The sequence below is a fragment of the Tepidiphilus succinatimandens genome (assembly GCF_006503695.1).
Taxonomy (GTDB): Bacteria; Pseudomonadota; Gammaproteobacteria; order Burkholderiales; family Rhodocyclaceae; genus Tepidiphilus; species Tepidiphilus succinatimandens.
In genome coordinates this window covers 36,154-54,262 of the sequence record NZ_SBIK01000001.1, presented here as the reverse complement: position 1 = coordinate 54,262, position 18,109 = coordinate 36,154, and the positions used below count along the sequence as shown (strand labels likewise).

Annotated in this window: 18 protein-coding genes and 1 riboswitch; of the genes, 6 read left to right on the top strand and 12 right to left on the bottom strand. The window is 67.4% G+C overall.

The window, feature by feature from the left end; all coding sequences use genetic code 11:
* Positions 1 to 87: 87 nt before the first annotated feature.
* Together dnaK and grpE are read right to left on the bottom strand one after the other, a co-directional pair.
* Positions 88 to 2,016, bottom strand: coding sequence for a molecular chaperone DnaK (gene dnaK, locus EPD82_RS00245; RefSeq protein ID WP_055422671.1), 1,929 nt, complete (start codon positions 2,014 to 2,016; stop codon positions 88 to 90).
* Between the two features lie 59 nt (positions 2,017 to 2,075).
* Positions 2,076 to 2,687, bottom strand: a complete 612-nt coding sequence (grpE, locus tag EPD82_RS00240) for a nucleotide exchange factor GrpE (RefSeq protein ID WP_055422672.1) — start codon at positions 2,685 to 2,687, stop codon at positions 2,076 to 2,078.
* 124 nt (positions 2,688 to 2,811) lie between these two features.
* Between grpE and EPD82_RS00235 the strand changes: the two genes are divergently transcribed.
* Positions 2,812 to 3,705, top strand: a complete 894-nt coding sequence (locus EPD82_RS00235; RefSeq protein WP_055422673.1) for an AEC family transporter — start codon at positions 2,812 to 2,814, stop codon at positions 3,703 to 3,705.
* A gap of 14 nt (positions 3,706 to 3,719) precedes the next feature.
* Here EPD82_RS00235 and proB read toward each other — a convergent pair whose 3' ends face one another.
* From proB to rplU, 4 genes are all read right to left on the bottom strand, one after another.
* Positions 3,720 to 4,853 carry a glutamate 5-kinase gene (gene proB / locus EPD82_RS00230; RefSeq protein ID WP_141054175.1) on the bottom strand — a complete coding sequence of 378 codons (1,134 nt, stop codon included), beginning with the start codon at positions 4,851 to 4,853 and terminating at the stop codon, positions 3,720 to 3,722.
* Positions 4,840 to 5,925, bottom strand: a complete 1,086-nt coding sequence (gene cgtA, locus EPD82_RS00225; RefSeq protein WP_141054172.1) for an Obg family GTPase CgtA — start codon at positions 5,923 to 5,925, stop codon at positions 4,840 to 4,842. The genes proB and cgtA overlap by 14 nt, the downstream gene beginning before the upstream one ends.
* Positions 5,926 to 6,002: 77 nt before the next feature.
* Positions 6,003 to 6,266 (bottom strand): 50S ribosomal protein L27, encoded by a 264-nt coding sequence (rpmA, locus tag EPD82_RS00220; RefSeq protein WP_028874847.1) that lies wholly within the window; start codon positions 6,264 to 6,266, stop codon positions 6,003 to 6,005.
* 24 nt (positions 6,267 to 6,290) lie between these two features.
* Complete coding sequence (rplU, locus tag EPD82_RS00215; RefSeq protein WP_028874848.1) at positions 6,291 to 6,602, bottom strand: 50S ribosomal protein L21; 312 nt, start codon at positions 6,600 to 6,602, stop codon at positions 6,291 to 6,293.
* Between the two features lie 131 nt (positions 6,603 to 6,733).
* Between rplU and EPD82_RS00210 the strand changes: the two genes are divergently transcribed.
* The 5 genes from EPD82_RS00210 to EPD82_RS00190 all read left to right on the top strand — a co-directional run bounded on the left by EPD82_RS00210 (position 6,734) and on the right by EPD82_RS00190 (position 13,475).
* On the top strand, positions 6,734 to 7,510 hold the full coding sequence (locus tag EPD82_RS00210; protein ID WP_055422676.1) for a class II glutamine amidotransferase: 777 nt from the start codon (positions 6,734 to 6,736) through the stop codon (positions 7,508 to 7,510).
* 99 nt (positions 7,511 to 7,609) lie between these two features.
* A complete protein-coding gene (locus tag EPD82_RS00205; protein WP_055422677.1) occupies positions 7,610 to 8,116 on the top strand; it encodes a metal-dependent hydrolase in 507 nt (168 codons plus the stop codon).
* A 17-nt stretch (positions 8,117 to 8,133) separates the two neighbouring features.
* Positions 8,134 to 8,577 (top strand): RDD family protein, encoded by a 444-nt coding sequence (locus EPD82_RS00200; RefSeq protein ID WP_055422678.1) that lies wholly within the window; start codon positions 8,134 to 8,136, stop codon positions 8,575 to 8,577.
* A 10-nt stretch (positions 8,578 to 8,587) separates the two neighbouring features.
* Positions 8,588 to 11,356, top strand: coding sequence for an aminopeptidase N (gene pepN, locus EPD82_RS00195; RefSeq protein ID WP_141054169.1), 2,769 nt, complete (start codon positions 8,588 to 8,590; stop codon positions 11,354 to 11,356).
* A gap of 6 nt (positions 11,357 to 11,362) precedes the next feature.
* Positions 11,363 to 11,576: riboswitch (cobalamin riboswitch) on the top strand.
* A 66-nt stretch (positions 11,577 to 11,642) separates the two neighbouring features.
* The gene (locus EPD82_RS00190) at positions 11,643 to 13,475 is read left to right on the top strand and encodes a TonB-dependent receptor domain-containing protein (RefSeq protein WP_170210747.1); all 1,833 of its coding nucleotides are present in this window, start codon (positions 11,643 to 11,645) and stop codon (positions 13,473 to 13,475) included.
* Positions 13,476 to 13,487: 12 nt separating this feature from the next.
* Here the strand turns inward: EPD82_RS00190 and panC are convergent, their stop codons facing one another.
* The 6 genes from panC to pcnB all read right to left on the bottom strand — a co-directional run bounded on the left by panC (position 13,488) and on the right by pcnB (position 18,104).
* Positions 13,488 to 14,324: a pantoate--beta-alanine ligase gene (gene panC, locus EPD82_RS00185; protein WP_055422681.1), complete on the bottom strand. Its 837-nt coding sequence runs from the start codon at positions 14,322 to 14,324 to the stop codon at positions 13,488 to 13,490.
* Between the two features lie 18 nt (positions 14,325 to 14,342).
* Positions 14,343 to 15,161 carry a 3-methyl-2-oxobutanoate hydroxymethyltransferase gene (gene panB, locus EPD82_RS00180; protein ID WP_055422682.1) on the bottom strand — a complete coding sequence of 273 codons (819 nt, stop codon included), beginning with the start codon at positions 15,159 to 15,161 and terminating at the stop codon, positions 14,343 to 14,345.
* Between the two features lie 69 nt (positions 15,162 to 15,230).
* Complete coding sequence (locus EPD82_RS00175; protein ID WP_055422683.1) at positions 15,231 to 15,869, bottom strand: deoxynucleoside kinase; 639 nt, start codon at positions 15,867 to 15,869, stop codon at positions 15,231 to 15,233.
* 2 nt (positions 15,870 to 15,871) lie between these two features.
* On the bottom strand, positions 15,872 to 16,234 hold the full coding sequence (locus tag EPD82_RS00170; protein ID WP_055422684.1) for a DMT family protein: 363 nt from the start codon (positions 16,232 to 16,234) through the stop codon (positions 15,872 to 15,874).
* Positions 16,231 to 16,731 (bottom strand): 2-amino-4-hydroxy-6-hydroxymethyldihydropteridine diphosphokinase, encoded by a 501-nt coding sequence (gene folK / locus EPD82_RS00165; protein ID WP_141054162.1) that lies wholly within the window; start codon positions 16,729 to 16,731, stop codon positions 16,231 to 16,233. The genes EPD82_RS00170 and folK overlap by 4 nt, the downstream gene beginning before the upstream one ends.
* Positions 16,728 to 18,104 (bottom strand): polynucleotide adenylyltransferase PcnB, encoded by a 1,377-nt coding sequence (gene pcnB / locus EPD82_RS00160; protein ID WP_055422686.1) that lies wholly within the window; start codon positions 18,102 to 18,104, stop codon positions 16,728 to 16,730. Before pcnB ends, folK begins: the two co-directional genes overlap by 4 nt.
* Positions 18,105 to 18,109: the final 5 nt, after the last annotated feature.

Sequence of the window (18,109 nt, the reverse complement as noted above, 5' to 3'; positions counted from 1 at the left end):
TCTCGCCCGTGTGGAATCATGATGAAGCCGAGCCCGGCCGGAAGGGTCCGACGCGGGCTCGGCTTTCAGGGTGCAGGGCAGGGCCGGTCAGTGTTTCTTGTCGTCCTTGACCTCGGTGAACTCGGCGTCGACCACGTCACTGTCGCCCGCGCGCTGGCTCGACGAGGCGCCGGCGCTGCCGGTCGCGCCACCCGCTTCGCCGCTACCGTAGAGGTGCTGCGACATCTCGGCGCTCGCCTGCCCGAGCTTGCGCATCGCAGCCTCGATTTTACCCTTGTCGTCGGATTTCATCGCCTCTTCGGCTTCCTTGAGGGCCGCTTCGATTTTCTCCTTGTCGTCGGCCTTCACCTTGTCGCCGAGCTCTTCCAGGCTCTTGCGCACCGAGTGGATGAGCGCGTCGCACTGGTTGCGCGCCTCGATCAGCTCGCGCAGGCGACGGTCTTCCTCGGCGTGCGCTTCGGCGTCGCGGATCATCTGCTTGATCTGTTCTTCGCTGAGGCCGGAGTTCGCCTTGATGGTGATCTTGTTCTCCTTGCCGGTGGCCTTGTCGCGGGCCGACACGTGCAGGATGCCGTTGGCGTCGATGTCGAAAGTGACCTCGATCTGCGGCACCCCACGCGGCGCAGGCGGAATCCCCTCGAGGTTGAATTCCCCGAGCAGCTTGTTGTCGCGCGCGAGTTCCCGCTCGCCCTGGAAGACGCGGATGGTGACGGCCGTTTGGTTGTCCTCGGCGGTGGAGAAGATCTGCGTCGCCTTGGTCGGGATGGTGGTGTTCTTGGGGATGAGCTTGGTCATCACGCCACCGAGCGTCTCGATGCCCAGCGACAGCGGCGTGACGTCCAGAAGCAGCACGTCCTTGACTTCCCCTTGCAGCACGCCCGCCTGAATGGCGGCGCCGATGGCGACGGCTTCGTCGGGGTTGACGTCGCGCCGCGGCTCCTTGCCGAAGAATTCCTTGACTTTCTGCTGCACCTTGGGCATGCGGGTCTGACCGCCGACGAGGATGACGTCGTCGATGTCCGAGACCTTGAGCCCGGCATCCTTGAGGGCGATGCGGCAGGGTTCGAGCGTCTTCTCGATGAGGTCGTCGACCAGCGCCTCGAACTTCGCCCGGGTGATCTTCATGGCGAGGTGTTTCGGGCCGCTTGCGTCCGCCGTGATGTAGGGGAGGTTCACCTCGGTCTGCTGGCTCGAGGAGAGCTCGATCTTGGCCTTCTCGGCCGCTTCCTTGAGCCGCTGCATGGCCAGCGGATCTTTCTTGAGGTCGACGCCCTGTTCCTTCCTGAACTCGTCGACGATGTAGTCCATCAGCCGGTTGTCGAAGTCTTCGCCGCCGAGGAAGGTGTCGCCGTTGGTGGAGAGCACTTCGAACTGGTGCTCGCCGTCGACTTCGGCGATCTCGATGATGGAGATGTCGAAGGTGCCACCGCCGAGGTCATAGACGGCGATCTTGGAGTCGCCCGGCTTCTTGTCCATGCCGTAGGCGAGCGCCGCGGCGGTGGGTTCGTTGATGATGCGCTTGACGTCGAGCCCGGCGATGCGGCCGGCATCTTTGGTGGCCTGGCGCTGGGCGTCGTTGAAGTAGGCCGGCACCGTGATGACGGCTTCGGTCACTTCCTCGCCGAGATAGTCTTCGGCGGTCTTCTTCATTTTGCGCAGGATCTCGGCCGAGACCTGCTGCGGCGAGATCTTCTTGCCGCGCACTTCGACCCAGGCGTCGCCATTGTCGGCGCGCACGATCTTGTAGGGCATCAGCTTGATGTCCTTCTGCACTTCCGGGTCGTCGAACTTGCGGCCGATGAGGCGTTTGACGGCGTAAATGGTGTTGGCGGCGTTGGTGATGGCCTGGCGCTTGGCCGGGGCGCCCACCAGGATTTCGCCGTCTTCGAGATAGGCGACCACCGAGGGGGTGGTGCGCGCGCCCTCGGAGTTTTCGATCACCTTCGGCTTGCCGTTTTCCATCACGGCCACACAGCTATTAGTGGTGCCGAGGTCGATGCCGATGATTTTTCCCATGATGCGTTCCTCTCGTTTGGATTCGGTTGAAGTTCAGATGGCGGCGAGGAGCCGGTTTTTCAAGAGGAGGCGCCCTGCTCGCCGCCCTTGGTACTTTCCGGTTCGGACTTGGGCTTGGCGACCATGACGAGCGCCGGGCGCAGTACGCGTTCGTGCAGCAGATAGCCTTTTTGCAGGACTTGCACGACGGTGTTGGGCTCGGCCTCGCTCTCGATCATGCCCACCGCCTGATGCAGGTGGGGGTCGAATTTTTCGCCCTGCGGATCGATCTGGCGCACGTTGGCGCTCTCGAAGGCGTTTTCGAGCTGGCGCAGGGTGAGTTCCACCCCCTGGCGCAGGGTTTCCAAAGTCTGGTTGGGTGTGCCGAGGGCGGCCTCGAGGCTGTCTTTCACCGGCAGCATGGAGGCGGCGAAGCGCTCGCTGGCGAACTTGCTCGCCTTGGCGACTTCTTCCTGGGCGCGGCGGCGGACGTTTTCCGCCTCGGCCTTGGCCCGCAGCCAGGCATCGTGGTGTTCGGCGGCTTTCTGCTCGGCGATGCGCAGCATCTCTTCGAGGCTGGGCATCACGTCGGTTTTTTCTTCGTTGGCATTGGCCGTGCTTTCGTTCGCACTGGCTGCCTCGGGGGTTTGAGGCTGATCGATCGGTTCGGTGCGTCGGGTTTCTTCGGTCATGCCTGTTTGCTCCGCAGATAGGGGTCGTCGATCCATTATGGGGGCGGGAGCGGGGGATTTCAAGGAGATTTTTCCCATTGCCTCAAGCCGTACAATGGGCGACTGAACCAGGAGAGGAGGGCACATGGGAGAGGGATTCGCGCTGGTCCTGCCGGATTTCGCCTTGATCGTGCTGGGGGCGCTGCTCGCACGCCGGGTGATGGTGCAGCCGGAATTCTGGAACGGGGTGGAGCGGCTGGTGTATTTCGTGCTCTTTCCGGCCATGCTCTTCCGCTCGCTCGTCCATGCGCCGATCTTGGGCGCGGATGCCGTGGCCCTGGTGGGAGCGGCGGCGGTCACGGTGATTGCGGGCTTTGCCCTGGGGTGGATGCTGCGCCGCGCGATCGACCCGGATGCGGTGCGGGCGGCCTCGCAGATCCAGTGCGCCTATCGCTTCAATACCTATATCGGCATGGCGCTCGCGGGGCAACTGGCCGGGGCGAGCGGCTCGGCCCTCATGGGGGCGCTGTGCGGCTCGATGGTGCCGCTGGCGAACGTCTTGGCGGTGGGATCCATGAGCCGGGGAGGGGTTCGGGCCACCGTGCGGGCGCTGCTCACCAATCCCCTGGTGTTGGCCACCCTGGCCGGTGCCGCCTATCACGCGGCGGGTCTGCCGTTGCCCGCGCCGGTCGATACGCTGCTGGGGCGCCTGTCATCCGCGGCGGTGGCCATGGGGCTCCTTGGCGTGGGGGCGGCCTTGCGCCTGGATCGCTCCTTCGTCAAGCCAGGGGCGTGGTTCATCGTGTTCATCAAGCTGTTGGCGCTGCCGCTCGTCGCCTGGGGGTTGGCGCAGTGGTGGGGGATCGAGGGTTTGGCGCGCCAGATGCTGATCCTCTTTGCGGCGCTGCCTTCTGCGAGTTCGGCCTATATCCTCGCAAGCCGCCTCGGGGGCGACGCGCCGGCCGTGGCGCGGCTCATTTCGCTCACCACGCTGGCCTCGGCCTTGACGCTGAGCGTGATCCTGGGGTGGCTGCGATGATTCGGCGCTGACGCTCAGCCGGTGCGCACGAAGTTGTCGCGGTGGATGAGCTCGGGTTCGTCCACGTGGCCGAGGCGCTCGGCGATCTGGTTCGAGGGCAGGCCGAGGATGGCCCGCGCCTCGGCGGCGCTGTAGTTGATGAGACCGCGGCCGATCTCCCGCCCTTCGGGGTCGAGACAGGCGACGGCGGCGCCGCGCACGAATTCGCCTTCCACGCGGGTGACGCCGACCGGCAGCAGGCTCTTGCCCTGGCGCAGCGCCCGGGCGGCCCCCGCGTCGACGTACAGTCTGCCGGCGAGTTTGAGGTGGTCGGCGAGCCACTGCTTGCGCGCCGCGAGCCGGTTGCGCTCGGCGTAGAGGAGCGTTCCCAGCGGTTCGCCATGTGCGAGGCGCACGATCACCTCGGGCTCGCGCCCGGAGGCGATGACGGTGTGCGCTCCGCTCTTGGCGGCGCGGGCGGCGGCGCGGATCTTGGTGATCATGCCGCCCTTGGCGATGCTCGAGCCGGCCCCGCCGGCCATGGCGGCGTAACGCGGGTCTTCGGCGTTGCCCTCGGCCACGAGCTCGGCCTCGGGATGGAGGCGCGGGTCGGCGGTGTAGAGCCCTTGCTGGTCGGTGAGGATGAAGAGGGCGTCGGCATCGATGAGGTTGGTCACCAGCGCGCCGAGCGTGTCGTTGTCGCCGAACTTGATCTCGTCGGTGACGATGGTGTCGTTCTCGTTGATGATGGGTACCACGCCCAGATCGAGCAGGGTCTTGAGGGTGCTGCGGGCGTTGAGATAGCGCGTGCGATCGGCCAGATCGGCGTGGGTGAGGAGGATCTGGGCCGTGTGCCGCCCGTGGGGGCGGAAGGCGTGCTCGTAGGCGTCGACGAGTGCGGCCTGGCCGACGGCGGCCGCGGCCTGCAGCATGGGGATTTCCTTGGGACGCTTGCGCCAGCCCAGGCGCTGCATGCCGGCGGCGATCGCCCCCGAGGAGACGAGGCAGACGCGCCGCCCTTCCTCGAAGAGGCGGGCGATCTGCTCTGCCCAGCCGCGGATCGCCTCGTGATCCAGGCCGCGGCCGTCGGCGGTGACGAGCGCGCTGCCGACCTTGACCACGAGGAGCCTGGCGGTGGCGAGCGCTGCGCGGCGGTCAGGATGCGTCATGCTCGGTCTCGTCGCGGTCGTCCAAGACGTCTTCCGGATCCTGCGGCGCGGGCGCTTCGGCTTTCATCGCCTCGAGCGCTTCCTGCACCGCATAGACGAGCGCCTGGCAGCCTTCGCCGGTGGCGGCACTGATGGCGAAATGGCGCGGCGCGGGGCCGTAGGCGTCGAGAAACTCGGCGATGCGGGCTTCGCGCTCGTCCTCCGGGATGAGGTCGATCTTGTTGAGTACGAGCCAGCGGGGTTTGGCCGCGAGCGCTTCGTCGTAGCGGCGCAGCTCTTCGACGAGCGCGTGTGCGTCGTGCACCGGGTCGGCCTCTGGGTCGAGGGGGGCGAGGTCGATGAGGTGCAGCAGCAGGCGCGTGCGCTGCAGGTGGCGCAGGAAACGGTGACCGAGCCCGGCGCCTTCGCTCGCCCCTTCGATCAGGCCGGGGATGTCGGCGACGACGAAACTGCGGTTCACGTCGGTGCGCACCACGCCGAGGTTGGGGTGGAGCGTGGTGAACGGATAGTCGGCCACTTTGGGCCGCGCGGCGGAGACGGCGCGGATGAAGGTGGATTTGCCCGCGTTGGGTAGCCCCAGGAGCCCCACGTCGGCGAGCACGCGCAGTTCGAGGCGCAGCAGACGGTGTTCGCCCGGCTCGCCGAGCGTGCGCTGGCGCGGGGCGCGGTTGGTGCTCGATTTGAAGTGCAGGTTTCCCAGCCCGCCGCGGCCGCCTTTGGCGATGAGCGCCCGCTCGCCCGGCCGGGCGAGGTCGGCGAGGAGCTCGCCGGTCTCGTCGTCGAAAATCAGGGTGCCCACCGGTACGCGCAGCGTCATGTCCTCGCCGGAGGCGCCGTAGCAGTCGCTGCCACGGCCGTTTTCTCCGCGTTGGGCACGGAAGAGGCGGGTGTAGCGGTAGTCGATGAGGGTGTTGAGGTTTTCGTCGGCCTCGAACCAGATGCTGCCGCCGCGTCCGCCGTCACCGCCGTCGGGCCCGCCCTTGGGGATGAATTTCTCCCGGCGGAACGAGGCACAGCCGTCGCCCCCTTTGCCGGCAATGACTTCGATGCGGACTTCGTCGATGAATTTCATGGGTCTTCCAAAGAGGGAAAGCCTCACCCGGTACGCCGGACGAGGCTTTCCTCAGGCCGCAGGGGCGGCGCGGTGAATCAGGCTTCGAGCGGCCGGATGGTGACGTAGCGGCGCTGCTTCGGCCCTTTGACGGTGAATTCGACGATGCCGTCTTTCAGGGCGAAGAGCGTGTAGTCGCGCCCGACGCCGACGTTGTCGCCGGCGTGGAACTGGGTGCCGCGCTGCCGCACGATGATGTTGCCGGCGATCACGAATTGGCCGCCGTAGCGCTTCACGCCGAGCCGTTTCGATTCGGAGTCGCGGCCGTTACGGGAACTGCCGCCCGCTTTTTTGTGTGCCATGGTGGTTGTCCTCGCGCAAGGGGATCAGGCTTCGATCGCCTGGATGTGCAATTCGGTGTAGTTTTGCCGGTGGCCTTGGTGTTTCTGGTAGTGCTTGCGGCGGCGCATCTTGAAGATGCGCACTTTGGGGTGCCGGCCGTGGGCGACGACCGTGGCCTTCACGCGCGCGCCTTCGAGCACGGGCGTGCCGATTTTCACCGAATCACCTTCACCGGCCATCAGGACCTGGTCCAGGGAAATTTCGGCGCCCACTTCAGCAGGTATCTGTTCTACTTTGATCTTTTCGCCGACGGTGACGCGATACTGCTTGCCGCCGGTTTTTATGACCGCGTACATGGCGCTGCTCCGAAAAAGGGTATGAGAGAACATGAAATTATAACGATGGGAGTGCGCACGGTCAAGCAAGGTTTCGTCTGCGTTAGACTATCGCTCGTCGAACCCATGATTCGTGCTTGCGAGGTCTGTCCATGTGCCAGCTGCTCGGCATGAACTGCAACGTTCCCACCGACATCTGCTTTTCCTTCACCGGCTTCCGCGCGCGGGGCGGGCGCACCGATCACCACCGCGACGGCTGGGGGATCGCCTTCTTCGAGGGGCGTGGCGTGCGCGTCTTCCTCGATCCGCAGCCGAGCGCCGATTCGCCGATCGCCGAGCTCGTGCGCCACTACCCCATCCGTTCGCTCAACGTGATCGCCCACATCCGCAAGGCCACGCAAGGGGTGGTGCGGCTGGAGAACACGCACCCTTTCGTGCGCGAGCTGTGGGGCCGCTACTGGGTGTTCGCGCACAACGGCAACCTTCTCGACTACGCGCCTCGTTTGAGCGGACGTTTCCTGCCCGTGGGGGATACCGATTCGGAGCGGGCTTTTTGCCACCTGCTCGATACCTTGGCGCGGCGTTTCCCCGATGGGCCGCCGACGCCGGCAGCGCTCTTCGCCACGCTGCGCGAGACGGTGCGGGAGATTGCCGCGCACGGGGAATTCAACTTCCTGCTCTCCAACGGCGAGCGGCTCTATGCGCACGCTTCGACCCGCCTGTGCTACCGGGTGCGCCAGGCGCCCTTTGCCGCGGCGCATCTGTGCGACGAAGACCTGACGATGGACTTCAGCGAGGTGACCACGCCGCAGGACCGCGTGGCGGTGATCGCCACCACGCCGCTCACCGACAACGAAACCTGGACGCCGATTCCGCCGGGGACGCTGGTGGGCTTTTGCGAGGGGGCAGTGGAGGAGAGGGCGCAGTAGCGGCGCCGGAAATGGTACAGTCTGCGCCCGATGAGGGAGGGGGAAGGGCGCCGCGTCAGCGCCGGCGCGAAAACCGAACGTAACGATGATCATCCTGCAATGACGTACAAATCGCATTTGCTCTGGGCCGTGTTGGCCGGCAGCGCCTCGTGGGCGGCAGTGCAGGTGGTGCCGCTGCCAGGGGTGGGGCGGCTGCCGGTGGGCGGGGCGAACGAGTTCATGCTGTGGATGGCGGCGGCGGTGGTCGGAGGGCTCTTCCCTGACGTGGATCACCCGCATTCGCGCATGGGGCGGGCGATGCCGCTCGTGTCGTGGCTGGTGCGCTGCATCGCCGGGCATCGGGGGCTGACGCATTCGCTCGCGTTTCTCGCGCTGGTGGGCGGAGGGCTCTTTTGTTTCGTGTCGATGCCGATCGGCCTGGGGTTCGCGGCGGGCTACGCCTCGCACCTTTTTGGCGATTTCCTCACCGACGGCGGGATCCCCCTATTCTGGCCGTGGCGCCGGCGGGTGGGTTTTCGGCTCTTCGCCAATGGAGGGTTCGCCGAGGCGGCCTTGAACGTGGTGGCGAGCAGTGCGGCCTTCTATGCGTGGTGGCATCTGCATTGACGATTTCGGAGCGAAGAATGGAAGACGAAGGGCGCAAGATCGTGGCCGTGCTCGCGCCGCTGCCACGGCGGCTTGCCGCCGCCCTCTACGAGCTGCTGCTCCTGGGCGGCATCGTGGGGGTCGGATTCATGCTGCCGTGGATCCTGATTGGAACGGTCTGGGGGAGGATCGCTTCTGGCGGTTGGCTTTTCCTGCACCTTTTCATGTTGTTGGGCGCCTATTTCGTCGGTTGCTGGTGGCGCCTGGGGGCGACGCTGGCGATGCAGACCTGGCGCCTGCGGCTGGTCGAGTGCAACGGTGCGCCCCCGGGCCTGCGGCGCTGCCTGTGGCGCTACCTGCTCTGCTGGCCTTCGTGGTTGACGGGGCTTGGGGTGCTATGGGCCTTCGTCGATGCCGAGGGGCAATTCTTGCATGACCGCTTGGCAGGCACGCGAGTCGTGCTGCTGCCACCGAAACGATGAGGAGCAAACCATGACGGAAAACCTGATCCGACGCGAAGATTACCGGCCGCCGCAGTGGTCGGTGCGCGAGGCGTGGCTCTCCTTTGCGCTCGACGAGGAAACGACCGAGGTGCGGGCGCGGCTGCACTGCGTGCGCGGCGAAGGGGTGAGCGAAGAGGAACCGGTCGTACTCGATGCCGAGGAGCTCGAGCTCGTCTCGGTGACGCTCGATGGCGAGCCGCTGTCGCCGCTGGCCGGACCGGGTGAACGCGGGTTCGTGTATGACGCCTCCAGCCTGCGGCTCTACGGCGCACGCGGCCCCGAGGCGTGGGTAGAGACCGTGGTGCGCATCCATCCGGCGCGCAACACGGCGCTCTCGGGGCTGTACCGCTCGGGCACGGGGCTTTTCACGCAGTGCGAGGCGCAGGGCTTTCGCCGCATCACACCGTTTCCCGATCGGCCCGACGTGATGGCGCGTTTCCACGTGACCCTGGAAGCGGACGAGGCGCGCTATCCGGTGTTGCTCAGCAACGGCAATCTGCAGGAGACGGCGCGCTTGCCCGGCGGAAGGCATCGCGCGGTGTGGGTGGATCCTTTCCCCAAGCCGTGCTATCTCTTCGCGCTGGTGGCGGCCGACCTGCAGGCGCTCGAGCGGGAAGTGGCGCTGGCCGACGGGCGCCGGGCCTTGCTGCAGGTGTGGGTCAAGGCCGAACACTTGCCGCGGGCGGATTGGGCGCTGGAGTCGCTCCAGGCGGCGCTGCGCTGGGACGAACGCCGCTTTGGCCGCGTGCTCGATCTGGACCGCTACATGATCGTGGCGGTGTCGGATTTCAACATGGGGGCGATGGAGAACAAGGGGCTCAACATCTTCAACACGAAGTACGTGCTGGCGAGCCCCGAGACGGCCACCGATGCGGACTATGCCGCGGTGCAGGCCGTGGTGGGGCATGAGTACTTCCACAACTGGACGGGCAACCGCATCACCTGCCGCGACTGGTTCCAGCTCACTTTGAAAGAAGGGCTCACGGTGTTCCGCGAGCAGGAATTCAGCGCCGACCAGCTGGCCGAGGCGGCTGGGCCCGAACGGGCGGCGTCGGCCCGGGCGGTGAAACGCATCGAGGACGTGCAGACGCTGCGCACGGCGCAGTTCCCCGAGGACGACGGGCCGATGGCGCATCCCATCCGCCCGCAGGCGTACCGGGCGATCGACAATTTCTACACCGCCACCGTGTATGAAAAGGGCGCCGAGGTGATCCGGCTGCTGCACACCTTGCTGGGAGAAAAAGGCTTTCGCGCCGGGATGGACCGTTACTTCGAGCGCTACGACGGTCGGGCGGTGACCTGCGAGGATTTCGTCGCGGCCATGGCCGAGGCGAACGGCGTGGATCTGACGCCCTTCCTGCGCTGGTACGAGCAGGCGGGCACGCCGCGGCTGGTGGTGGAGGAAGACTGGGACGGTCAAGCGGGGCGCTACGGGCTGCGCCTGAGGCAATTCACCCCGCCTACGCCGGGACAGTCGGAGAAAGGGCCGGTGGTGCTGCCCATCCGCCTGGGGCTGCTCGGCGCCGACGGGCGCGACCTGCCGCTCGTGCTCGCCGACGAGCGCGATGCCGTGCCCGAACCCGAGGCGCCGCCAGCCGGAGGAATGCGGCCGATCGCGCCGCGCGACACCGCGGTGGGGGCGAGGACCCGCCTCTTCACCCTGACCGGGGAGACGCTCGCGCTCGAATTCGTTGGTCTGCCGCCAGGGCCGAAGCCGGTGCCTTCGCTGCTGCGCGGGTTTTCGGCACCGGTGCGGCTGATGCTCGATGAGCCGGACGAGGCGCTGCGCCACCGCATGGCCTACGATTCGGACGCCTTCAACCGCTGGGATGCGGCGCAGAGCTGGGCGCAGCGCCAGGTGCTGCGGCTGGCGCGGGGTGAAGCCGAGACGCTGGACGAGGGGTTCGTCGCGTCCTGGAGGCAGCTCCTCGCCGACGAGTCGCTCGATGCGATGTTCCGCGTCAAGGCCGCGGCGCTTCCCAGCGAGCGCTGGTTGCTGGAGGCGATGACGCCGGCCGACCCGGTGCGCCTGCGTGCCGCCCTCGTGCGCGCCTCGCTCGCGCTCGCCCGGGCTGGAGCCGAGCTGTGGCCCCGCTGGCGGGATTCCGGAGCCGCTCGCCCCTACCGCTACGATCCGCTGGAGGCCGGCCGGCGTGCACTCGCCGCGTTTTCCTGGCGCATGGAGGCGCTGCTGGGTGAGGACGAACGCTGCTCGCGCACGTTTGCCGCCGCCGACAACCTCACCGAGCGGCTGGCGGCGCTCGATGCCGCGCTCGCGCATCCCGACGAGTCGGTGGGCGAGGCGCTGCTCTCCGCCTTCGAGGCGCGCTACGCCGACGACGAGCTGGTGCTCGACAAATGGTTCGCCCGCCAGGCGATGCGCTGGTCGTGGCACGCTGCCCCGGGGGTGGTGCTTGCGCGCGTGCGGCGTCTGACCGAGCATCGGGCGTTTCGCTGGACCAACCCGAACAAGGTCTATGCCCTGGTACTCAATTTCTTTGCCAACAACCTTGCCGAAGCCTGCGCCGCCGGCGAGCTGGCCTGGGCCTTTTGGCAGGAGGCGGTGCTGCGGCTCGATGCGACCAACCCCATCGTAGGGGCGCGCCTTGCCCGGACGCTCGAGCGCTGGCGGTGTTGGGCCGAGCCCTATCGTGTGTCTTTCGCGCCCGTGCTGGAGGCGACCCGCCGCCAGGCCCGTTCGGCCGAGGTGCGCGAGATCCTCGAGCGCATGGCCGACGAAGCGCCGGTAGCGCTTTGAGGTAGAATCGCCCCTCACGTTTCTGGTGCCGCGGCCGGGGTTCTCCCGGCGCGGTGAAACGGGAAAGCGGTGCGCTGGAGTGCTTCCGGCAAAGCCGCTGCTGCCCCCGCAACGGTAGGCGAGTGCGGGCGCGCCGAAACGCCACTGGGCTCTTTGGGCCCGGGAAGGCGGCGCGTCAAATCTCGCAAGCCCGGAGACCGGCCAGAAACGCAGGGCGCAGGCGAGGTGCTCGCCTGCGGTGGGCTTTCCATTCGGGCCGGCGGGGTGGCCGGCCGAGGGGAATCATGTGAATCGCTTCGTCAAATCTTTGGCGGCCGCGCTGCCGCCGAGCCTGCTTTTGTCGTCTTTTCCTTTCGAGGTCGGGGCGCAGGAGGCGCTGGAGCCGGTGGTGGTCACGGCCACGCGGCAGCAGACGCGCGTCTCCGAGATCCTTGCCGACGTCACGGTGATCGAGCGCGAGGAGATCGAGCGCGCGGGGGGCGAGACCGTGGTCGACCTGCTCGCCCGCCAGCCCGGCATCCAGATGACGCGCAACGGGGGGCCTGGGACGTCGGCCAGCCTCTTCGTGCGCGGGACGCGTCCCGACCAGACCAAGGTGCTGGTCGATGGCGTCCCGATCAACTCGCTCGACCTGGCCGGTTCGCCCCTGCGTTTCCTGTCGCTGGCCGATGTCGATCGCATCGAGATCCTGCGCGGACCGGCTTCGACCTTGTACGGGGCGGATGCCATCGGCGGCGTGATCCAGATCTTCACCCGGCGCGGTGCGCCCGGCCTCTCGGTCGATGCCTTCGCGGGCTATGGCTCGTACGACACGGCGCAGGGCAGCGCCGGGCTGTCGGTGGGCAACGAGCTCGTCCGGCTGCGGGCGGACTTCCAGCAGAGCTATAGCGGTGGCTTCTCCGCCATGAAAAATGCCTCGGGGCAGGACGCGGACGACGATGCCTACCGCAACCGCGGCGGTACCGCCTCGCTCGTGCTCACGCCGCTCGCCGGCCACGAGATGGGCTTCGTGCTGCGACAAAACCAGGGTCGAGCCCACTACGACGAAATCCCGCCGACGAGCCAGTTCAACGACTACGAGGAGTTTCGCACGCAGCAGTGGCAGGTCTATACGCGCAACGCCCTCACCGACGCTTGGACGAGCACCTTGCGCATCGGGCACGCTCTGGATTGGCACAAATACGTCTCCTCCTGGCCCAGCCGGATGCGCACCGAGAACGACGAATACAGCTGGCAGAACGACGTGGCCCTGCCGCTGGGGCGGGCGATGCTCGCGCTGGAGCGCTTCGAGCAGAACGCGCCGTTAGGGGACGAGTCCTCGAGCGAGGAATCCATCGCCATCAACTCGGCCGTGGCCGCCTGGAGCGCCAACCTCGGGCCGCACCGCTGGCAGCTGAGCGCGCGGCATGACCAGCATTCGACTTTTGGCGGCGAGGATACCTACGCGCTCGCCTACGGCTATCAGATCGCCCGCGAATGGCGAGCGCACGCGAGTCTGGGGACGTCATTCAAGGCGCCTTCGCTCTACCAGCTCTTCGACCCCTATTCCGGCAATCCGCAGCTGGAGCCGGAAAAAGGGCGCAACCGTGAAGTCGCGCTCGTCTGGGAACGCGGCCAGCAGTCCGCCTCGCTCACCTATTATTACAACCGGGTGAGAAATCTGATCGACTGGGTGCCGACCGACACCTGGGGCGGACGCTACATCAACGTCGGCAAAGCGCACTTCGAGGGGGTGACGCTCGCCTGGGAGGGGACTGCGGGTGCCTGGCAGTGGCGCACGAGCTACGACTGGCTGCAGGCGATCGACGAGACCACCGACAAAGCGCTCGCGCGCCGGGCGCGGCACAGCGCCACCGCGTCGCTGTGGCGCCAATGGGGCGCGTGGGACGCCGGCCTCGAATGGGTGGGGATGGAGCGGCGTCCGGAAGCCGCGACGGCCGGCGGCGGCGAGCTCGGCGCCTATAGCCTCTTCAACCTCGTGGCGAGCTATCGTTTCGCGCCGGATTTGAAGCTGGAGGCGCGCATCGACAACCTCTTCGACAAGGACTACGAGAGCGTGAGAGGCTACAACACGCCGGGACTGAGCGCTTTCGTGGGGTTGCGCTACACGCCGCGCTGATGTCGGTTCCCGTCAGATCTCGAGGTTGTCGATGAGCCGCGTGCTGCCCAGGCGCGCGGCGCCGAGCACGACGAGTTCCTGCTCGCCCGGTGCGGGCGGCTGCAGGTCGGCGCGGCGGCGTACCGTGACGTAGTCCGGCTGCCAGCCGTGGGCGGCAAGTTCGGCCATCGCCTCCGTTTCCAGCCGAGCATGGTCGGTGGCCCCGGCGCGCACGGCCTGGGCGATGCGCGTGAGCACGCGGTAGAGGCGCGGGGCTTCGGCACGCTCGGCTTCTGAGAGATAGGTGTTGCGCGAGGAGAGTGCAAGGCCGTCGGGGGCGCGCATCGTCTCGCCGGCGACGATCGTCACCGGCAGGGCGAGCTGGCGCACCAGGTTGCGCAGCACCATGAGCTGCTGGTAGTCCTTCTTGCCGAAGAGAGCGACTTCGGGCTGCACGATGCCGAAGAGCTTGGTGACCACGGTGGCTACGCCGCGGAAATGCCCGGGGCGCACGGCGCCTTCGAGGATGTCGGTGTGCTCGGGCGGAGGCGCCACGGTGTAGGTTTGCGGTTCGGGGTACATTTCCGTTTCGCTGGGGGCGAAGGCGTGGCGCACGCCTTCGGCGGCGAGCAGCTCCAGGTCGCGCGGCAGGGTGCGCGGGTAGCGCTCGAAATCCTCGTTCGGGCCGAATTGCAGGCGGTTCACGAAGATGCTCACCACCACCGTGTCGGCGAGCGTCTTGGCCTGGCGCACGAGGGCGAGGTGCCCTTCGTGCAGGCAGCCCATGGTCGGCACCAGCACCACGCGTCCCAGGGAGGGCCGCAGGGCGCGGACTTCGGCCACGGTCGTGAGCGGTGCAATCGTGGTCATGGCAAGCCTCTAAAGCCTCTAGTAGCAGTGTTCCGGGGCGGGAAACGTCCCTTCCTTCACTTCGCGCACGTAGGCGCGCACCGCTTCCTCGACCGAATCGCGGCCGGTGAGAAAATTCTTGACGAAGCGCGCCTTGCGCCCGGGGTAGATGCCCAGCATGTCGTGCAGTACCAAGACCTGGCCGTGGCACTCAGGCCCGGCGCCGATGCCGATGGTGGCCGTGCGCGAAAGTTTGGCGCTGATCTCGGCACCCAGGGTACGCGGGGCCATCTCGATGACGAGGAGTGTCGCTCCGGCTTCTTCCAGCGCCAGGGCGTCTTCGAGGAGGCGGCGTGCGTCTTCCTCGCTGCGCCCCTGCACGCGATAGCCGCCGAGCTGGTGCACCGCCTGCGGCGTGAGGCCGATATGCCCGCACACCGGAATGCCGCGTTCGACGAGAAAGCGCACCGTCTCGGCCATCACCTGCCCGCCTTCGAGCTTGACCATCTGCGCCCCGGCAGCCATGAGGGCAGCGGCGTTGCGTAGCGCCTGCTGCGGGCTTTCCTGGTAGGAGGCAAACGGCAGGTCGGTGACGACGAAGGCGCGCCGGGCTCCGCGGGCCACGCATTCGGTGTGATAGACCATGTGGGCCATCGTCACCGGCAGGGTGCTCTTTTGTCCCTGTACGACATTACCGAGCGAATCGCCCACGAGCAGGACGTCGACGCCGGCGCGCTCCAAGAGCGTGGCGAAACTCGCGTCGTAGCAGGTGAGCATGGCGATCTTCTCGCCGGCGGCGCGCATCTCGGCGAGCCGCGTGAGCGTGACGGGCTTGTCGTCCAAGGGTTGGGCGCTCATGACTTCCTCCGTGCAGCGATGGTGCGGGCGATTGTGGCGCATTTCGCCGCGGCGCACAACCCGCGCCGCTCAGGCGTAGCCGAAATACTCGCGGTGGCTGCGCATCTCGCGCAGGCGTTCGAGCACAAGGGCGAAATCGCCCGATTCGTGGATGGGATCGAGTACCTCCGCGTCCAGGATGAAGAGGGGGGAGGCGTCGTACTCATAGAAGAAGCGGGCGTAGGCGGCGCAGACGTCGGTGAGGTAATCGAGCGAGATGCCGCGCTCGGCCGCCCAGGCGCGGCGCTCGACGCGTTCGGCCAACGTCTCGGGGCGCGCCTGCAGGTAGACGACGAGGTCGGGCTTGGGGAGGTTTGCCGGGACGATCCGCTCCTGGATCCGCCGGTAGAGGGCGTATTCGTCCGCCTCGAGGTTGAGCTCGGCGAAGAGAGTGTCTTTCTGCAGCATGAAGTCGCTCACCACGCGCTGCCCGGCGGCGAGCATCTGGCTCACGCTCGAGAGCGCTTCGAGGCGCTGGAAGAGGAAGTCGAGCTGCAAGGGCAGCGCCCACCGTTCGCGGTGTTGATAGAAGCGGGCGATGAAGGGGTTGCGCTCGGGCGCTTCCAGCGCTGGCTGCAGGGTGAGCGCCTCGGCCAGTTTCTGCGCGAGCCGAGTCTTGCCGCAGCCGATCGGGCCTTCGATGACGAGATAGCGGGCCTTGTCGAGCATGGTCAGGTCGTCCGGAAGGTGAAATAGACGGCGCCGAGCAGACAGCACGCGGCCCAGAGATAGTCGAGCTTGAGCGGTTGCTTCATGTAGAAGACGGCAAACGGCACGAAGACGGCGAGCGTGATGACTTCCTGCATCAGCTTCAGCTGCGGCAGGGCGAGCGCCTGGGCGCCGATGCGGTTGGCCGGCACCTGCAGCAGGTACTCGAAAAAGGCGATGCCCCAGGAGGCGAGCGCGGCGAACCACCACGGCCGGTCGGCCAGATGCTTGAGATGGCCGTACCAGGCAAAAGTCATGAAGAGGTTGGAAGCGGAAAGCAGCAGCGCCGTTTGCAGCCAGAGAGGGGGGTGGGAGAGCGCGTTCATGCGGGATGGGGCAGGAGGCGTTCGACGTCCTGGTTGCTCAGCCGCGCACGCCAGGCCGACAGCGGCCCCAGGCCAGGGGCTTCCAGGAAGGAATCGAGTTCGAGCAGCGGTTCGAGCACGAAGGCGCGCCGATGCAGCCGCGGATGGGGCAGGGTGAGGCGGGGGGTGTCGAGTACGACGTCGCCGTAGAGCAGCAGGTCGAGATCGAGCGCACGCGGCGCCCAGCGGTAGGGACGGACGCGGCCGAAGCGCGCTTCCAGCGCGAGGAGTTCGTCGAGCAAGGCATGCGGCGTCAGCGTCGTAGCCAGGCGCGCTACGGCGTTGATGTAGTCCGGCTGCGGCTCGGGGACTTCGAGCGGCGCGGTGCGGTAGAGCGAGGAGGCGGCAACGAGCTGCGTGCCGGGCAATCGCCCCAGGGCGGCGATCGCCGCCCGTACCGTGGTTTCGGCTTCGCCGAGATTGGCTCCGAGCGCGACGTAGGAAAGCACGGGGGTCATGGCGCGTCCGGCGTGGGAGTGACTGCGATCGTCCCGGGTTCGACCGCGTTTGCCTTGCGCGGACGGCGGCGGCGCTTGCGTTTGGCCGGCGGTTCACCGGCACTTCGCGCTTCGCGCAGCAGCGCCGCGCGTTCGGCCTCGTCGCCGTGGGCGAAGCGCTGCCACCAGCGCGGCAATTCTTCCGGCACTTCCCCTGCCTTGGCACGCAGCGAGAGAAAATCCCAACCGGCACGGTAGCGCGGCTGCTCGACGAGGCGGTAGGGGGCCTTGCCGGCACGCCGCTCGAAGCGCGGTTGCATCATCCACAGCTCACGGATGTCGCCGGCGAGCTTGCGCGTGATCGCGAGCGACTCGGCCTGCGTCTCCAGTACGGTGTCCATTGCGGCTTCCAGCGCCGGGAAGACCGGTTCGCCCTGGGCCTGACGCCGGCGCCATTCGTCGAGCACGCGCGGCCACAGCAGGGCGGCGAAGCTGAAGGCGGGCGAGGCGCTCTTGCCCTCGCGGATGCGTCGGTCGCTGTCTTCCAGGGCAAGGCGCACGAAGCGCTCGCCGCTCGGATGCGCGAAGACGAGATCGAGCACCGGCAGCAAACCTCCGTGCAAGCCCTCCTCGCGCAGCCGCTCGAGGCAGGCGAGTGCGTAACCCGAGGTGAGGATCTTCACGATCTCGTCGAAGAGCCGCGCCGGCGGAACGTTCTCCAGGAGCGGCGCGAGCCGCCGGATGGGGGCGCGGGCCGCCGGGTCGATCAGGAGGTCGAGCTTGGCGGCGAGCCGTACGGCACGCAGCATGCGCACCGGATCTTCGCGGTAGCGCTGCTCCGGGTCGCCGATCACGCGCAGGGTACGCGCCTCGATGTCGCCCACGCCGTGATGGAAGTCGTGCAGCACGCCGGCCACCGGATCGTAGTAGAGGGCGTTGATGGTGAAGTCGCGCCGCTGGGCGTCTTCGGCGTGCGTGCCGAAGACGTTGTCGTCGAGGAGCCTGCCGTGTGCATCCACGGGGGCGCGCTCGGGATCGACCAGGCCGCGGAAAGTGGTGACTTCCACCGTTTCCTTGCCGTGATAGACGTGCACGATCTTGAAGCGGCGTCCGATGATATGGGCGCGGCGAAAAAGGGCACGCACCTGCTCGGGATGGGCGTCGGTGGCGACGTCGAAGTCTTTGGGCGTGCGCGACAAGAGCAGGTCACGCACCGCGCCACCCACCACGTACGCCTGATGGCCGTGGCGCTGCAGCGTCTCGCACACGAGGCGGGCGCCGGGAGAAATGTGCTCGGGCGTGATGCCGTAGCGCGCGGCCGGCAAGACGGCCGGCACCGAAGCGCTCGGTTTGGTGACTTTGGCGATGACTTTTTTGATGAGTTTGCGGATCATGGGTT

Bases quoted from the DNA above. Each gene is read 5' to 3' on its own strand.
- EPD82_RS00175 (WP_055422683.1), bottom strand. From the start codon at position 15,869: ATGCTCGACAAGGCCCGCTATCTCGTCATCGAAGGCCCGATCGGCTGC.
- panC (WP_055422681.1), bottom strand. From the start codon at position 14,324: ATGACCACGATTGCACCGCTCACGACCGTGGCCGAAGTCCGCGCCCTG.
- grpE (WP_055422672.1), bottom strand. From the start codon at position 2,687: ATGACCGAAGAAACCCGACGCACCGAACCGATCGATCAGCCTCAAACC.
- proB (WP_141054175.1), bottom strand. From the start codon at position 4,853: ATGACGCATCCTGACCGCCGCGCAGCGCTCGCCACCGCCAGGCTCCTC.
- EPD82_RS00235 (WP_055422673.1), top strand. From the start codon at position 2,812: ATGGGAGAGGGATTCGCGCTGGTCCTGCCGGATTTCGCCTTGATCGTG.
- cgtA (WP_141054172.1), bottom strand. From the start codon at position 5,925: ATGAAATTCATCGACGAAGTCCGCATCGAAGTCATTGCCGGCAAAGGG.
- EPD82_RS00200 (WP_055422678.1), top strand. From the start codon at position 8,134: ATGGAAGACGAAGGGCGCAAGATCGTGGCCGTGCTCGCGCCGCTGCCA.
- dnaK (WP_055422671.1), bottom strand. From the start codon at position 2,016: ATGGGAAAAATCATCGGCATCGACCTCGGCACCACTAATAGCTGTGTG.
- pepN (WP_141054169.1), top strand. From the start codon at position 8,588: ATGACGGAAAACCTGATCCGACGCGAAGATTACCGGCCGCCGCAGTGG.
- EPD82_RS00205 (WP_055422677.1), top strand. From the start codon at position 7,610: ATGACGTACAAATCGCATTTGCTCTGGGCCGTGTTGGCCGGCAGCGCC.
- rpmA (WP_028874847.1), bottom strand. From the start codon at position 6,266: ATGGCACACAAAAAAGCGGGCGGCAGTTCCCGTAACGGCCGCGACTCC.
- folK (WP_141054162.1), bottom strand. From the start codon at position 16,731: ATGACCCCCGTGCTTTCCTACGTCGCGCTCGGAGCCAATCTCGGCGAA.
- panB (WP_055422682.1), bottom strand. From the start codon at position 15,161: ATGAGCGCCCAACCCTTGGACGACAAGCCCGTCACGCTCACGCGGCTC.
- rplU (WP_028874848.1), bottom strand. From the start codon at position 6,602: ATGTACGCGGTCATAAAAACCGGCGGCAAGCAGTATCGCGTCACCGTC.
- EPD82_RS00170 (WP_055422684.1), bottom strand. From the start codon at position 16,234: ATGAACGCGCTCTCCCACCCCCCTCTCTGGCTGCAAACGGCGCTGCTG.
- pcnB (WP_055422686.1), bottom strand. From the start codon at position 18,104: ATGATCCGCAAACTCATCAAAAAAGTCATCGCCAAAGTCACCAAACCG.
- EPD82_RS00210 (WP_055422676.1), top strand. From the start codon at position 6,734: ATGTGCCAGCTGCTCGGCATGAACTGCAACGTTCCCACCGACATCTGC.